The organism is Nostoc sp. (genome assembly GCF_036917815.1).
Classification (GTDB): Bacteria; Cyanobacteriota; Cyanobacteriia; order Cyanobacteriales; family Nostocaceae; genus Nostoc.
This window is the reverse complement of the sequence record NZ_JBALEK010000023.1, coordinates 1-15,506: the sequence shown is the minus strand read 5'-3', so window position 1 is coordinate 15,506 and position 15,506 is coordinate 1. Positions and strand designations below refer to the sequence as shown.

At 42.1% G+C, this 15,506-nt stretch carries 13 protein-coding genes and 1 pseudogene; 6 read left to right on the top strand and 8 right to left on the bottom strand.

All coding sequences use genetic code 11. The annotated features are described in order from the left end of the window. Nucleotide 1: 1 nt before the first annotated feature. Both V7K97_RS06465 and V7K97_RS06460 read right to left on the bottom strand, forming a co-directional pair. Entirely contained in the window at nt 2-1,600 is a 1,599-nt protein-coding gene (locus V7K97_RS06465) for a sensor histidine kinase (protein WP_334799950.1), read from the bottom strand. Between the two features lie 493 nt (nt 1,601-2,093). Next, a complete protein-coding gene (locus tag V7K97_RS06460) occupies nt 2,094-4,142 on the bottom strand; it encodes an elongation factor G (protein ID WP_334799949.1) in 2,049 nt (682 codons plus the stop codon). A 266-nt stretch (nt 4,143-4,408) separates the two neighbouring features. On the opposite strand from V7K97_RS06460, the gene V7K97_RS06455 reads away from it, so the two are divergent. Together V7K97_RS06455 and V7K97_RS06450 are read left to right on the top strand one after the other, a co-directional pair. After that, complete coding sequence (locus tag V7K97_RS06455) at nt 4,409-5,332, top strand: tetratricopeptide repeat protein (protein ID WP_334799948.1); 924 nt, start codon at nt 4,409-4,411, stop codon at nt 5,330-5,332. A gap of 89 nt (nt 5,333-5,421) precedes the next feature. Next, nucleotides 5,422-5,970 carry a phosphate-starvation-inducible PsiE family protein gene (locus V7K97_RS06450; RefSeq protein ID WP_334799947.1) on the top strand — a complete coding sequence of 183 codons (549 nt, stop codon included), beginning with the start codon at nt 5,422-5,424 and terminating at the stop codon, nt 5,968-5,970. 340 nt (nt 5,971-6,310) lie between these two features. On the opposite strand, the gene V7K97_RS31930 is transcribed toward V7K97_RS06450, so the two are convergent. The 5 genes from V7K97_RS31930 to V7K97_RS06430 form a co-directional block, all read right to left on the bottom strand. Beyond that, nucleotides 6,311-6,418, bottom strand: a complete 108-nt coding sequence (locus V7K97_RS31930; RefSeq protein ID WP_442938898.1) for a DUF2887 domain-containing protein — start codon at nt 6,416-6,418, stop codon at nt 6,311-6,313. Nucleotides 6,419-6,471: 53 nt separating this feature from the next. Further along, nucleotides 6,472-6,567 (bottom strand): DUF2887 domain-containing protein, encoded by a 96-nt coding sequence (locus tag V7K97_RS31925; protein ID WP_442936910.1) that lies wholly within the window; start codon nt 6,565-6,567, stop codon nt 6,472-6,474. Between the two features lie 123 nt (nt 6,568-6,690). Further along, nucleotides 6,691-7,611: a methylenetetrahydrofolate reductase gene (locus V7K97_RS06440; protein WP_334799946.1), complete on the bottom strand. Its 921-nt coding sequence runs from the start codon at nt 7,609-7,611 to the stop codon at nt 6,691-6,693. A 58-nt stretch (nt 7,612-7,669) separates the two neighbouring features. Next, nucleotides 7,670-8,680, bottom strand: coding sequence for a tryptophan--tRNA ligase (gene trpS / locus V7K97_RS06435; protein ID WP_334799944.1), 1,011 nt, complete (start codon nt 8,678-8,680; stop codon nt 7,670-7,672). Nucleotides 8,681-9,086: 406 nt separating this feature from the next. Next, complete coding sequence (locus V7K97_RS06430) at nt 9,087-10,715, bottom strand: hypothetical protein (RefSeq protein WP_334799943.1); 1,629 nt, start codon at nt 10,713-10,715, stop codon at nt 9,087-9,089. Between the two features lie 87 nt (nt 10,716-10,802). Here V7K97_RS06430 and V7K97_RS06425 point away from each other — a divergent pair, with 87 nt between their 5' ends. Further along, a complete protein-coding gene (locus V7K97_RS06425) occupies nt 10,803-14,057 on the top strand; it encodes an alpha-mannosidase (RefSeq protein WP_334799942.1) in 3,255 nt (1,084 codons plus the stop codon). Between the two features lie 76 nt (nt 14,058-14,133). Here V7K97_RS06425 and psbN read toward each other — a convergent pair whose 3' ends face one another. Next, a complete protein-coding gene (gene psbN / locus V7K97_RS06420) occupies nt 14,134-14,265 on the bottom strand; it encodes a photosystem II reaction center protein PsbN (protein ID WP_229545906.1) in 132 nt (43 codons plus the stop codon). 85 nt (nt 14,266-14,350) lie between these two features. Here psbN and psbH point away from each other — a divergent pair, with 85 nt between their 5' ends. From psbH to pth, 3 genes and pseudogenes are all read left to right on the top strand, one after another. Then, nucleotides 14,351-14,554: a photosystem II reaction center phosphoprotein PsbH gene (gene psbH, locus V7K97_RS06415; RefSeq protein WP_334799939.1), complete on the top strand. Its 204-nt coding sequence runs from the start codon at nt 14,351-14,353 to the stop codon at nt 14,552-14,554. A 140-nt stretch (nt 14,555-14,694) separates the two neighbouring features. Next, nucleotides 14,695-14,967: a TatA/E family twin arginine-targeting protein translocase gene (locus tag V7K97_RS06410; RefSeq protein ID WP_334799937.1), complete on the top strand. Its 273-nt coding sequence runs from the start codon at nt 14,695-14,697 to the stop codon at nt 14,965-14,967. Between the two features lie 33 nt (nt 14,968-15,000). Continuing rightward, nucleotides 15,001-15,414, top strand: a pseudogene (gene pth, locus V7K97_RS06405) (aminoacyl-tRNA hydrolase); the annotation flags it as partial. Between the last annotated feature and the right edge of the window lie 92 nt (nt 15,415-15,506).

The window sequence follows — 15,506 nt, the reverse complement described above, 5'->3', positions numbered from 1 at the left end:
TTTACTCTCTAATAAGTGTTAATTCTACAATAAATTCTGCTCCACCTAATTCACCCTTTGGAATTGCGTCTACCGATCCTCCCAGATCAGTTACAGAATCTCTCACAATTGTCAATCCTAAACCTGTACCATCTTGCCTAGTAGTTGTACCAGGTAGCCAAATTTCGTCTAATTTTATATTATGAATTCCTGAACCGTTATCTAAAACTTTAATTTTTAAATTAGTTCCTTCAGTTTCAGTTCTGATAATTACTTGACGTTCTTCTATGCGTCCACCTTCAACATTAAAAGCATTTATAGTATTTGTTAAAAGATTTGTAATAATTGCTTCTAGCAAAGCATCGCTTCCATAAATGCAAGGTTTAGTATCAACTTTTTCTTTGATAACTTGAATTTCACCTTCATCAAAAAAAGTTTGAAAAAGTGCAACGATATCATCAATAACACTATGGACATCTACAACACCTGCACGACGTTTTTCTCGTTTCAACAGATGCAGGGGAAAATTGGAAAAGCGTTGTAATGACTTACTTACTTGATAAAGCTTTCTAACTGGTTCTCCGAAATATTGTTCATACTTTTCTTTGAGAATTTCTTTACCCTTTTTTTCTATTGGATTTCTTGCTCGTGCATAATTTAAGTTCAACCAATCATCGTCCGAATCTCCATAGGGTTTTACCCGTAAACCTCGATGGTAGAGACGAACATTCCCTACTTGAGCAAGCCATTCTCTAACTTGTGTGGAAGAAACAGAAGTCTTTCTAGCTGAGAAGCTTTGAGGATTTAGCAAGAATACCCACAGATCAAATTCTGTTCGAGGTGTTTTGTAAAGCTCTTGTTGAGAAATAGCACTATGTTTTGCATGAAAAATTACGTTCTTCTGCCAGTCCAGCAAACTGGCTTCAGCAATCCCAAGTTCATTTATACTAGCTTGCAAATGATATTCGGCATCATCAAAGTAAGCATTGTTTACTTGTTTTTCAATTTCAGAAAATTCTGGGGCAATAAGTTTAAGGCTAAAACCTACATGATTGTCAAATGGATCTGCTAGCAGTAAAAGTTCCCTAGCTAGTCTTTGGATATCACGTTTATTAAATATATTTTTAAGATTGCCGACGATAATATCAGTTCCATACTCTTTATCTGTGATACTTTTTTTAACATCAAAAGCAACATCTTCTACTACATCAGCTTCCTGAAAATCATCCCAATTAATTGTTAAAGAATATTCAACTCCTGGTTCATGTTTAGGTCTAGTTTTTAAGAATACTTGAGAACCCATCTGTAGAGCCGCTAACCTACCTAATCCTTTATTACCTACAGGTAAGCGACCTAATTGAGTAACTTCACGGATAGCTTTTTTCGAGCGGCCTAACACCAGCCATCCCTCGCTAATGGTATCTTTATCCATACCAACACCGTTATCTGAAATAATAATCGAGCCACCTATGGTGCTAGTTTTAATAAGTTCTACTGTGCATTCAGTAGCATCAGCATCATAAGAATTCTTAACCAATTCGATGATTCCTTGGTCTGGGTTTGGAATGAGTTCTTCTCCCAGCCTTTGCAGAATTTTGGGTGAAAACTTAAAATGCATCATTGTTTAGCTACAATCTCAATAATTTCTACTTGATTAATTTAATTCGCTATTATTTAGCGAAAAAGTCTAGTCTTATCTAAGGCCAATAACTCAGTAAGGATAAACAGTTGACATAGTGCAGTGAGCCATAGAGATTATTTAGCCTTGATTATCTACCTAAATTTTAAATCTTCCGCTTTAGCCTAGCAAATAAAACCTATCTTTGAGCGATCGCTAATATTCGCCTCGACGCAAGGACGCGCAGAGTTTTTTGATAAGTGTAGGACTTACGCACAGGTAACGGAAAACGAACCACAGAGGACACAGAGTCCACGGAGGAATGAGAGTTTAAGAGGGTTTTTGCGTAAGTCCTAAAGTGATTAAGCGGACATGATATTAATCCCTGCTTATGAATCGCAAACGCTACAAAAGAAGAAAAATCTGCATAAAATCAAGGACACCCACAAGAGGTGTCCTTAAATATAAACTCAATGGATTCTCAACAAATCCAAAATTACTTGCCGTTGCCGTTAGCACCATTACCATTACTTTGAATGACACGTTCAGCAAGCTTTTCCGGCACTTCCTGAAGATGGTCATATTCCCAGTGGAAGGAACCGACGCCGAGGGTGAGCGATCGCAGCTCTACAATAAAATTCTGCATCTCTGCTTGGGGCAAGTATGCAGAGACATTATCCCAGCCTTGCCAATCATTTCTCCCCTCATAACCTAAAATTTGCCCCCGTCTACCACTCACCAGTTGCAGCACCTTGGAGGTAAATTCACTCGGTGTTGTCACCTCCACCCGCAAAATTGGTTCTAACAGCGTAGGTTCCCCTTGGGGTATCCCCGTCTGCATTGCTAATCGGGCAGCTTGCCTAAAGGCTTGTTCGGAACTATCAACGTTGTGATACGAACCATTAGTCAGAGTTACCGCCAAATCCACTATTGGAAAGCCCAAAGGCCCGGATGTCAGAAATTCCCGCACACCCATTTCTACCCCAGGAATGTACTGTTTGGGAATCACGCCGCCGACAATGGTTTCATTAAAATTAAAGCCTGTACCGCGTGGTAAAGGCTTGATGTCAAGAAATACATCACCAAATTGTCCATGACCACCGCTTTGATGCTTGTAGCGTCCATGAACTGAAGCCACCGTTTTGCGGATGGTTTCTTTGTAAGGCACTTGGGGTAAATGAGTTGTCATTGGCAAGTTATACTTGCGGCGCAGTCTGTCTAGGGTAACTTGTAAGTGAATCTCGCCTTGACCCCAAAGAATTACTTCGTGAGTATCGCCGTGTTGTTCCCAAGCAAGTGAGGAGTCTTCTTCTAACAACTTGGTAATAGCACTACTGAGTTTAACTTCATCGTTGCGCTTTTCTGGTGTAATGGCGAGGGCATAGACAGGTTCCAACTGTACAGCTTTGGGTAATTCCATCGCCGCCGGTTGTTCTGTGGAGATTGTATCCCCTGTCTTGATTCCTTCCAAACGGCTCAATGCGACAATTTCACCAGCAAAAACTTCATTAACAAACTGTTGTTGTTGTCCCATGAGGCGGTAAATTCCACCAGTGCGAATGCCATTGAGGACAATGCCATCAGTTAATTTGCCCCGCCAAACACGCACGAGTGAGAGTTTACCACCTTGGGGAGTGTAATAAGTTTTTAACACCTGTGCTAAAGCTGTATCACCTTTGATGTTTTTTAAACGACGTTCTGCTGTGGTTTCTGGTTCGGGGGCTTCCCGTAACAAGGCTTCTAATAGAGGTCTAACACCATAATCTTGTTCTGCCACACCAAAGAAAACGGGCACAACTAAATCTGCCCCTAATTCCATTTTTAAATCTTTGAGAATTTCCTCTTGGGGTGGTTCGATGTCTTCTAAAAGTTCTTCGAGTAAATGGTCGTCAAAATTTGCTAAAGCTTCGAGCATTTCTGCCCGTGCTGTATGTTCTTCTTCTTTTAAACTTTCGGGGAAGGGGATGGGATCAGCAGGTGCGCCGGGATGATATTTATATGCCTGTTCGCTCACCATATCAATAAAGCCGGTGAGTTGTTCCCCGTTCATGATGGGATATTGATGTGCTACCAGGGGACGGCTAGATACTGCTTTCAGGGCGTGTAACGTTTCCAGAACGTGAATATTTGCCCGATCCATTTTGTTGACGAAGACGAGGTGGGGAATTTCCCAATCGTCCAGGAATTTAAATAGAGGGGCAAGGGTCAGGACTCGTTCGCGGATGGGTTCGCAAACTACAATTGCTGCATCGACTCCCATTAAAGCATTGTAAGTTTCTTGGGCAAATTCTACACTTCCCGGACAATCAATAAAAGTGAAGCGAATACCGTTATACTCAGTGCTAGCGGCGCTGACTTCTACACTCATCTGGCGATCGCGCGACTCAGTAGCACTATCTCCCACTGTATTGCTGTCCTTAACATTGCCTTTGCGGGAAATTGCCCCTGTGACAAATAACAAGCTTTCTAGTAAAGTGGTTTTTCCACCTAAATAAGGCCCGACAATTGCAACATTGCGCGAACCCGATTTTACTTTTTCGTTCATAAAACCTCCCTTGCGGTAATTTATTATTAACCGCATGATTTGGTATATATCAAGGGATAAAAAAATGGTTCTCTGGAGTCAAAATTACCCCTTCTTTAATTTGTTATTATGCTCCTTTTAATCGAAATTTAAAAAAAATGTAGCCTGTCGTAAGATTTAGCTTAAGAAAAGTTAAGGATCGCAAACTTTCATGCCGAATAAAAAATTTTTGTAAAAAACTTTTTATGAAGTAAATTTAACTGAAAGTGTTGCGAGTCAGAAAATCAATGAGATTATCATTCTCTAAATATGGCATAGCAGGGTTAGTAAGTTTGACTTTACTGGTTGTGAGTATTTCCTCCCCCTGTCTTTCTCTATCTCCTCCTGTGGCCGCAAAGCTGGCACAATCTCATGCTAAAACTGCCCTAGACTGGTTAAACCAAGGCTTACAAGCAATTCAGGCGGGAAAGGTACAAGATGCGATCGCCGCCTTTAAACAAGCAGCGAAGTTAGATCCGACATTAGCACCAGCGCACTATAATTTAGGGCTAGCATACCGACAAACAGGACAATTACAACCCTCTGCGGATGCATTTTATCGAGCGACGCAAGCTGATCCCAAATTTGCTCCAGCTTTTGCCAATTTAGGCGGAGCGTTATTAGAAGGCAATAATTTACAGTTAGCTAGCGATTATTTACAACGAGCGTTAGAACTTGATCCCAAACTCGGATTTGCCCACTATAACTTGGGATTGGTACGAGAACAGGAAGGAGATTGTAAGCGAGCGATCGCATCTTTTAAAAAAGCCATAGAATATAGCAAAAATGCACCAGAACCTCCTTACCATATAGGGATGTGTTATCTCCAACAAGGCAAAATCGATCAAGCCAGAGATGCCTTTAATCAGGCAGTAAAAATTAATCCGAAGTATCCAGAAGCTTACTACAATCTCGGTTCAATTTGGTTTAGCCAACACAAATCAAAAGAGGCATTAGAGGCTTTTAGAAAATCTGCCGAAGCCAATTCTAACTATCCCAATGCTTATTATGGTGCGGGGTTAGTTTTTATCCAGTTAAAGCAATATGAAGATGCAGTACAAGTATTACAATTTGCTAGAGATTTATATAATTCTCAGGCTAATCCCCAGTGGGCGAAAAATGCCGAGAAATTGTTGCAACAAGCACAAAATTTAAATTACCAACCTCGCTGAGGCGCAAAAACTTAATATTGCATAACATAAAAGTATTGGGTTGACTCGCTGGTGTTGTCTGAACTAGTCACGATTGGAATAAAACGTACATGAAAAAGCGCCTGAAGAGTCGATTTTTATTTGGCGATCGCTGGCTTGATCGGCACTCAATTGTTCGCAACATGGAAGCCTTCCAAGACTTAATTGTGATTGTCTTGTGTTTGGGTTTGTTCGCCGTCATGCTGATCCAATTGTGGGAGATATTTATTACCCTCACGCAGGCACTAGACTATAAACATGTGACTGCAAAAATACTATTTGTGTTGATTTTAGTCGAGTTATTCCGACTATTAATGATCTACTTGCAAGAACATAGTATTTCTGTAGGAGTGGCAGTTGAGGTAACAATTGTATCTCTACTGCGAGAAGTAGTAGTTCACGGAGCGCTGGAAATTTATTGGGTTAATACGCTGGCAATTTGTGGTTTGTTGTTTGTTCTGGGTGGATTACTCGTGGTATGTGCGAAAACACCACACATGGATTGTATGAGCCATAACACTAAATTTTGTCCGGTTGTGCATAGAGGAAGTAGGGAACGGCAAAATGAGTTGGAATTCCAGTATTCACGTCAATGTGATGAGAATCAACCGCTTGGATAAGTTGTTATGAAAATGGGGAGTGGGGAGATGAGGGTAAAAAAGGCGATCGGACTTGCTGATTACATCAGACATCGACCGAATTTCATTATGCGTTGCCCTAAATCCTTGGTAGGCACAATTCATGAATTGTGCCTAGGTCATTTTCACTCATATAGGACTTACGCAAAATATCTCTCAAACTCTGATTTCTCTGTGTCCTCCGTGCCTCTGCGGTTCGTTATTCCATAACTCTTGCGTAAGTCCTATCATATTTCTATTAGACCCAAGCAGAGTCTAATATAGCAACGGATAAGGAGGTTAGGACATTAACTGATGATAAAACTTATATACAAAGAGACTTTCAACCCAGTCCCCAGTCCCCAGCGATGCGTCTATAAAAAGTTGAGTCTAATTGAAACTGGACTTCAACAAAGTAAAGTGGCTGGTTTGTAGTTTCACTTGTGGGGATAAATACCCCATCAATCCTAAAAGCATTTTCTTTGACTTCAACTGAAACAAATTTTAGGCGTTGGCATTAACAGTATTATCGCCAACTATTGCAAAAAATATGCTAGGAAAAGCTTGAAATAAGCTATAAAATATTTTGTCAGTTTTCACCTGGATTTAGTAAAGCAAAAATTGGATATTGAAAGTCTATCAAAAATCGTGTAGACGCGTCTGATTCAGGATTAAAAAAAGCAGATGGAACCATCTGCTTTCATAAAAGATTCGTTATCTCATTTACTTGGATACCAGCTGATTAACTGGAGCAATCCCAGCCAAATCTAAAATTGGCGCGATCGCATCTTCCCGTTTCACCGCCATCAGATGGACCCCCTGACATAATTGCCGCGCTATTTGCACTTGCTCGGCGGCAATTTTTATCCCTTCCTCAAAAGGGTCTTTGGCTTTTGCCAATCTATCAATAATATGTTGGGGAATCTTTACACCCGGAACACATCTATTAATAAACTGGGCATTTTTTGCCGATTTCAACAGAAAAATTCCTGCTAAAATCGGTTTTTTATAGCCAGCAGCGATTGTGTACATAAACTTTTCTAGCAGCTCAAAATCGGTAATCAACTGACTTTGAAAAAACTGCGCTCCGGCTTCGATTTTGCGTTCAAATCGACTTTGCAAACCCGACCAACTCTGACATTGTGGATCTACTGCTGCACCAACAAATAAATCTAACGCTCCATCAGTCAAGGGTTTTTCATTAAAATCAACACCTTGATTCATCTTCCGAATCAGTTGCAGCAGTCGCACAGCTTCTAAGTCAAACACTGCTTTGGCATCTGGATGATCGCCTGCTTTTACTGGATCGCCAGTCAAAGCTAAAATATTACGGATACCTAAAGCATGAGCGCCCATCAAATCAGCTTGTAAACCGATGCGGTTGCGATCGCGGCAAGCAACTTGACAAATTGGCTCTATACCGTTTTGTAACAAAATCACCGACGCGATTAACGAAGACATCCGTAGCACAGCGCGGCTACCATCAGTAACATTGACAGCATGAACCCTTCCCTTAAGAGTCGCCGCCATTTGAATCATGTGCGCTGGATCTCCACCTTTCGGCGGTGCTACCTCGGCGGTAACTACAAATTCACCTGCTTGTACAGCCTTGCGGAAGGCTGTCGGGCTATGGGTGTGATGCATAAGATTAAGAATTTCAATTTCTTAAATGGTATGGCAAATCACACCGAAAAGTAAAAACTTATAGAGGGAGAGAGTAGCCTAAAGCGGTTTTGACTTGTGATAAAGTTTGATTGGCGATCGCCCTTGCTTTTTCTCCTCCATCTCGTAACACAGACTCCAAATAGCCTTTGTCAGCCGTTATCGCCTGATATTTTTCTTGGATTGGTTTCAGGGACTCAATAATTGTGTCCGTCAACAATGGCTTGAATTGTCCCCAGCCCATATCCTGACACTCAACGGCTACATCTTCTTTTCTCTTAAGAGAAAGCAATGTATATAACGTTAACAAATTATTACACTCTGGACGCGCGGGATCGTCGAAAGTCAAGCCACGAATGGGATCAGTTTTACAACGCTTAATCTTGTATTGAACCTCTTCTGGTGAATCTAGCAAACTGATCCGGCTTAAGTCAGAAGGATCAGATTTCGACATTTTGCGTGTACCGTCCGCCAAACTCATCACCCTTGCCCCTTCCTTACGAATCAAAGGATCTGGTAACTTCAGAACAGGTTGATCTGGTTTACCAAATTGGTGATTTAACCGAGCTGCAATATCCCGTGTCAATTCCAAATGTTGCTTTTGGTCTTCACCCACTGGCACTTTATCCGCTTGGTAAAGCAAAATGTCGGCTGCCATTAGCACAGGATAATCCAATAAACCTGCACTCACATTTTCTCCTTGCTTGAGTGCCTTTTCTTTAAACTGGATCATATCTTGCAACCAGTTTAGAGGTGTAATGCAGTTGAGCAACCAGGTGAGTTCACTGTGGGCTGAAACGTGGGATTGGACAAAGATAGTGGAGTGATTTAAATCAAGACCACAAGCTAGATACAGAGCAGCAAGAGTGTAGGTATCAGCCGCCAACTGTGTTGGATTGTGTGGCACTGTAATCGCGTGCAAATCAGCCACAAACAGGTAATTTTCGTATTCGCTCTGACCTTCTACCCAGTTGCGAATAGCTCCCAAGTAGTTACCTAGATGGTAATTGCCGGTTGGTTGAACTCCAGAAAGAACACGTTGCTTGCCCATAAATATTTCAACTTAGTTATCTCAAATCCGCGCTATATCAAGTGGCGATGTCTGGCGACAAGTCACTTCTCTACGAGACGCTGCAAAACTCATTTAATTTTGACATTTTCTCAGTCAACTCGCCGTTGGGGAATGAGAGGTACATCTTAAGCCCCCTCTCGAAGAGCGGGGAGGGGGTTCTTGTACCTCACTCAACCGATAACCGCTATACTAAGTTGATTTAAGTTCAGGACTTACGCAAAAAGATTCTTCATTGTCTATGCGTAAGTTCTAAATCAAATGGTGTATTAAGTATAGCCTTGTGTAAGAATAAACTAGTCCAGAGGTACAGAAGATATACAAAGGTTTAATACTCCTAGGTCGAAGCAAGCTACGCGCAGCGTCTCGTAGAGAGCGTCATTACGAATTATTTCCCCTGCCACAACTGGCGCAACGACTGAAAAATATTTACAAACTTCTCTTCTAGCCAAACCATAACATAATCAAGCCATTCCAGAAGCTGCTCTAAGGGGTGCTTCTCATAACCCGCTGAAGTTGCTTTAGTTTCTATCCAGTCCGGCTGCGCCTCAATTTGACTGCTTTGGTGAAATTGCTGTTGCAGCCTTTCCCCTCTACCACTCTCGCTTTTAGTTTGGGAGATGCTGGTTCGGGTTTGCTTTGTAGAGGCGACTTTTCCAGATGTTTTTTGATTTGAGGCGAGATTACTAGTTGGTTGTTTCCTTCGCACCAAGCCAGATCCGATTTTAGGTTGTTTTACACTCAAATTATTTTGTGGAAAATGCCCTACTGATAAACTTGGGGCTAAAGCAACATTTTTACTTTGAGAAAGTGTAACTGGCTTTTCAGCAACGGTTTCGGTGTCACCAAATAAATCGCCCCAGGTTAGCCAAGGATCGTTTGTAAAATCGTCGTTCTGCAACAGAGGGCTTTTGGACAAGGCTTTTCTCAGGCGTGATGAGAATAGCTTACCTGGCGATTGCTCCTCACTGGTTGTTGGCTCAAGTGTTTTTCTACTACCAACACCAAAAAAGTAATTAAGCGCCGCCTCAATTAAAGCCTGAAAATTCAGTGTATGACTTTCCAAAGCATCAGCATTGGGTGCAATTTCTCCCCTAGCAGCTAATTGCTCTTTGCCATAAAGAAATATATTTAACTGAGTTTGGGCAACTTGCACAATTTCCTGACTACGTTCTTGTACAGGTGCTAAAGCATTTGATTCCAATTTAGCAAAAGCTATATCTAGAAATTCTAATAATCTATCTGTATTTGGTATCCCCTCGGCTAAAACTGTAATTCTAGCTGGATTTCCATCGGTGAGTTTTGCTAATAAACGGTCAATCTGTGGTAATAACTGCGTTTCTTTTTTAGCGATAATCAACCGCCAACACTCCCAGTAATTAGCAACTTCGTTAATAATTCGGTCTTCTAATTTTGCCTGCTGTTGGGTTGTCAAAATATCTAGAATTTCATTATCGGCAGTCACAAGTACTAAATTCCGATTCATCAAATTTGTGGCAATTCCCCGCACTATTGGAAAATGCTGTTGAAGGGCATTCTCTAACTGTGAAGGGTTGAGACTTCCGGCTTGATTGTCTGTAATATTTAATGATTGAGTAAGATGAGAACTATTATCAACGAATTTCAGCCGAAAAACTCCCAAAAAAGCCAAGGGTTTAAAAGGTTCAGATGCTTTCGTAGGAGTGGAAGCAGCTTCATCAGATGAGAGATAATTGACTGCCTCTAATATATTTTCAATGGGGCTGTCAACATTTGGGAGAGTTTGAGGTGGAAAATCGGTATCATTTGGTTGTAACTTTAGTCTAGTTTGTGGTTCTTTGGTGTGTAGCGTTTTTATAGATGATTCAGATGACTGAAACAGTAGATACACTGGGGAAAGTAATACCCCCACACCCCACTTAGTGGCGACTTGCAAATGCCGGAAGGTGTGTTCCCACTGTTCTGTCACCCGCCGAGATTGCTGGTGGACAAAGTTAAATAGTTTGCTTTGATAACGACCAGAGGAACCAGAAGACATAGTAGTAATTTTTTAGTTCAAGTCTTGTTAAGTTGTGAGACTCGCGCCAAACAATAAAAACAACCAACACCTTATTTTAGCGAAAATATGACCCCGATTGTCTCTCAATCCCAGACCAAATTTATCTCACAAGCAATTGAGAAATTGCGCTCTTTTTGTCAAGTTAATCTTCAGTCTAATTGGCTATACCAAGAATCTGACCTGATTATTACTGATGTTATAGCTGCTGATTTGTCTCATTGGCAACCTGTCCAGTTGAGTGCTAAAGAATATATTGCTTGGACAGGCGGCAAAAAAGTGCTGTGGCTAGTGCAAAAATTGGTGGTTCCCCAAGATTTACAGGGTTATCCCTTAACTGGGTTATCTTTACGGCTGGCGCTGGTTTGGTGGGCAGATTTGGCTGAGGTTTATGTGAATGGAGAGTTAGTGCTGGAGGGTGATTTATTTGATTGTTCGCCGAGAGTGCTTCTCAGTCAAGGGGTGAAGCCAGGGGAAGAGTTTATTGTGGCTTTGCGGTTAGTGAGTCCGGGACATTGTGATGGTGCTTTAGTGCGATCGCTCCTAGTTTATGAGTCTACTGTTGATAATAATCCCGATCCGGGTTTTGTGGCCGATGAGTTAGCTGTGGTGCAACTTTATTTGCAAAAATTTGCGCCGGAGAAGTTGGATGTGTTGGCGGCGATGGTGGGGGAGGTTACGAACCGCCTTCGCGCAGCGTCTCGTAGAGAAGACGCCAAGGACGCCAAGGAAGAGTTGGTAAGATCGTTTTTATCTCTACGCCAAAACCTAATTCAATCCGACATCTTAGCCCCCCTTTTTAAGGGGGGTTGGGGGGATCAAAAATCTAAAATTTTTCTGTTGGGTCATGCTCATTTAGATTTAGCATGGTTATGGCCTGTAAGTGAAACTTGGAATGCGGCGCAAAACACTTTTGAGTCGGTTCTGAAGTTGCAAGCAGATTTTCCTGAGTTAATTTTCTGTCATTCGACTCCCGCACTTTATGCTTGGATTGAGGAACATCGGCCAGATTTGTTTGGGGCGATTCAAGCACAGGTAGCCGCCGGACGTTGGGAAGTTGTCGGCGGAATGTGGGTGGAACCAGAACTCAACCTAATTGCTGGTGAATCAATAGTCCGTCAGCTATTGTATGGTCAACGCTACATCCAGGAAAAATTTGGTAAGCTTTCAACTATAGTGTGGGTTCCAGATACTTTTGGTTTCTGTGCAACTTTACCGCAGTTTTTCGCTAATGCCGGAATTGAGTATTTTGTGACGCAGAAGTTGCGGTGGAATGATACTACTAAATTTGATTATGGGGCTTTTTGGTGGCGATCGCCTGACGGTAGCGAAGTCTTTAGTTTGATGTCTGCACCCATCGGTGAAAGCATTGATCCTGTTAAAATGGCAGCTTATGCTCTTGAATGGCAAACCCAAACTGGTTTATCAGAATCCCTTTGGCTTCCCGGTGTCGGCGACCACGGCGGCGGCCCCACCCGTGATATGTTAGAAACTGCCCAACGCTGGCAAAAGTCACCTTTCTTCCCAGACTTAGAATTCACGACGGCTGAAAAGTATTTACAGCAAATCGTAGAGACGCGATTCATCGCGTCTGCCAGTAATTATAATTCCCCCCCTGCCTTCCCCATCTGGAATGACGAACTATACTTAGAATTCCATCGCGGTTGCTACACTACCCATGCAGACCAAAAACGCTGGAATCGCCGTTGTGAAAATTTATTGTATCAAGCTGAACTATTTGCTACCTTGGCAACTGTAAGCTGTGGTGTGATATATCCCAAAGCGGAAATCGAAGCCGCTTGGAAGTTGGTGTTATTTCAACAGTTTCACGATATCCTACCTGGTTCTTCAATTACTCAAGTTTATACCGATGCCTTACCCCAATGGCAGCAAGTGGAACAAGTAGGAACGAGGATATTACAGTCATCACTTTTAGCGATCGCATCTCACATTACCCTATCAGAACCACCAAAACCCGATAGTTTACCTATTTTCGTTTTCAATTCTCTCAATTGGCAACGTTCTGAGGTAGTCTCTGTAGCCTTACCCACACCAGAAGAATGGCAAATTTACGATACTTCTGGAAAGCAACTTCTCTCCCAATTATCCAAACCATCAACCCTACTATTTCTCGCCACCGAAATTCCACCCGTAGGCTACCGCATATTTTGGCTTTCTCCCTCATCCCCCTCATCCCCACTCCTCCCAGACTGGATTTTAGAAAATGAATTCTTGCGAGTTGTTATAGATCCTGACACTGGAGATTTATCAAGTGTTTTTGATAAAACTTATCAACGAGAAGTTTTGAATGGGGCGGGGAATCAACTACAAGCTTTTAAAGATAGTGGTCAATATTGGGATGCTTGGAATATTGACCCCAATTATGCCCAACATCCCTTACCTGCAACAAATCTTCAATCTATTCAGTGGTTAGAACAAGGGCTAGTGCAAAGTCGTGTGCGCGTGGTGCGTCAGTTGGGTGAATCAGAATTTTGCCAAGACTATATTCTGCAAGCTGGTTCACCTCTGCTGAACATAGCGACTACTGTCAATTGGCAAGAAAATCATGTATTGGTGAAAGCTGCTTTTCCTCTGAATATTGAAGCAGACTTTGCTACTTATGAAATTCCCTGTGGTGCGATTCGCCGCCCAACTAAACTGCAAACCCCCACAGAACAAGCCAAATGGGAAGTTCCCGCCTTACGTTGGGCTGATTTGACAGCAGAAGACACACAAGACATCTCCAAAATCCAAAATCATTATGGTGTAAGTTTGCTGAATGATTGTAAATACGGTTACGACAGCAAACCAAATCAACTCCGCCTGACACTGCTACGCAGTCCTAATTGGCCAGACTCACAAGCTGACAGAGGTTTTCACCAGTTCACATATAGCTTGTATCCTCATGGTGGTAGTTGGGAATCAGCCCATACAGTAAGGCGTGGCTATGAGTTGAATATCCCATTGCAAGTGATATTGAATCCCGTTAATCAAAACCCATATAAAAATCTTCCCCTCTCTGCTAGTGGAGAGGGGCTGGGGGTAAGTTTCCTCGATTTATCAGCTGAAAATTTAATCTTGATGGCCTTGAAACCATCTGAGGATGATCCACAGCAGTTAATTCTGCGGTGTTATGAATGTCACGGAGAAACAGCCGAGTTATCTTTGCAAAGTGATTTAGGGTTAAATCTAGGAGATACAGTAGATTTGTTAGAGCGTTCCAATACCACAGAATTCTCATCTCAGCAACAAATCTTGACAATACAGCCTTGGAAAATCGCCAGTTTCAAGGTAATCCCAGCGATTAATCTCAGGCTAGAGTGAGCCAACTATTGCTAGTCAGTGGTCAGTTGTGATTTTCCACAGACCACTGACTAATGACCAATGACCAATGACTCTTTTAATCTTCATGGTCATCAAACGGATCGTTCAATTGCTTGCTAGGAGGGCCAAAGGAGGTATAAATCGACAGTCCAGTGATGGCAACCACCACGGCAGCCATAGAAATGCTAAGAACTATTGCGGGTTCCATAATTGAGAGATAGATGATGAGTGCTATTCTTATAGAATATTACAGAAGATTAAAAAAAGCTTTGGCAAGTAATCTTAGGTGAACTATGGCACAAAGGACTTGGTTGGGAGATATCCTGAAACCCCTGAACTCTGAGTATGGGAAGGTGGCTCCAGGATGGGGTACTACCCCTGTGATGGCTGTTTTTATTTTGCTATTTTTCGTGTTTCTGCTGATTATTCTGCAACTTTACAATAAATCACTGTTGGTTCAGGATGTATTTGTCGATTGGCGGAGTCTAGGACGCTAACGGATAGACAGCGATTAAGTTTGGATAACAAGTTAAGTTACACCCGGTTCTTCCGGGTTTTTTTGTCAGTTGTGATTTGCTACTAGACTAACTATATATGTGAGTTTCTGTAGTGGTTCTATAGTTTAAAGGAGACAAAAATGAATATATTTGGTATCGGTCTGCCGGAAATGGCTGTAATTATGGTAGTGGCGCTCTTAATTTTTGGCCCAAAAAAGCTGCCAGAAATTGGTCGGAGTGTGGGCAAAACAATTCGTAGTTTCCAAGAAGCTTCCAAGGAGTTTCAAAGCGAGTTTCAAAAAGAAGCAGAACAGTTAGAAGAAGTTGTAAAAACTACTGCTGAATTGGAACCTAAGCAAATTTACCCTGCTAAATCTGAGCAGGATACCGCTAATTCTTCCCAACCTAGTTAGGAGACTGCTGCATATCAATTGACTATAGGCAAAATGACAAAAGCAGTTACACAACCAGCTTTGGTAATTCCCCAGCTAATTGTCGGGTTGGGGAACCCAGAAAGCAAGTACGACCAAACACGCCATAATATCGGCTTTGCTGCTGTAGAAAGTCTTTCCCGTTCTTGGCGCATTCCCTTAGCAGAAAACCGCAAGTTTCAGGGTGAGTATGGCGAGGGTGTGGCCTCAGGTGGAGGTAAGATTCGCTTACTGAAGCCGTTAACTTATATGAATCGCTCAGGACAGTCTATACAAGCGGTGACAAGTTGGTATAAATTGGCACCGGAATCAGTGCTGATAATTTACGACGATATGGATTTGCCCTTGGGAAAAACTCGGCTGCGCTTATCTGGTTCGGCTGGGGGACATAACGGCATGAAAAGTGCGATCGCACATCTTAGTACCCGTGCGATTCGTTGATTAGTGAATCACGGTATCCAGCCCGTAAATAACTAATCCAGCCTGACAGCAGATTACTGTCATCAAAAGGCTGAACTCTC

Bases quoted from the DNA above. Each gene is read 5' to 3' on its own strand.
- V7K97_RS06450 (WP_334799947.1), top strand. From the start codon at position 5,422: ATGAAAAAGCGCCTGAAGAGTCGATTTTTATTTGGCGATCGCTGGCTT.
- trpS (WP_334799944.1), bottom strand. From the start codon at position 8,680: ATGGGCAAGCAACGTGTTCTTTCTGGAGTTCAACCAACCGGCAATTAC.
- V7K97_RS06455 (WP_334799948.1), top strand. From the start codon at position 4,409: ATGAGATTATCATTCTCTAAATATGGCATAGCAGGGTTAGTAAGTTTG.
- psbH (WP_334799939.1), top strand. From the start codon at position 14,351: ATGGCACAAAGGACTTGGTTGGGAGATATCCTGAAACCCCTGAACTCT.
- V7K97_RS06425 (WP_334799942.1), top strand. From the start codon at position 10,803: ATGACCCCGATTGTCTCTCAATCCCAGACCAAATTTATCTCACAAGCA.
- V7K97_RS06465 (WP_334799950.1), bottom strand. From the start codon at position 1,600: ATGATGCATTTTAAGTTTTCACCCAAAATTCTGCAAAGGCTGGGAGAA.
- V7K97_RS06460 (WP_334799949.1), bottom strand. From the start codon at position 4,142: ATGAACGAAAAAGTAAAATCGGGTTCGCGCAATGTTGCAATTGTCGGG.
- psbN (WP_229545906.1), bottom strand. From the start codon at position 14,265: ATGGAACCCGCAATAGTTCTTAGCATTTCTATGGCTGCCGTGGTGGTT.
- V7K97_RS06430 (WP_334799943.1), bottom strand. From the start codon at position 10,715: ATGTCTTCTGGTTCCTCTGGTCGTTATCAAAGCAAACTATTTAACTTT.
- V7K97_RS06440 (WP_334799946.1), bottom strand. From the start codon at position 7,611: ATGCATCACACCCATAGCCCGACAGCCTTCCGCAAGGCTGTACAAGCA.
- V7K97_RS06410 (WP_334799937.1), top strand. From the start codon at position 14,695: ATGAATATATTTGGTATCGGTCTGCCGGAAATGGCTGTAATTATGGTA.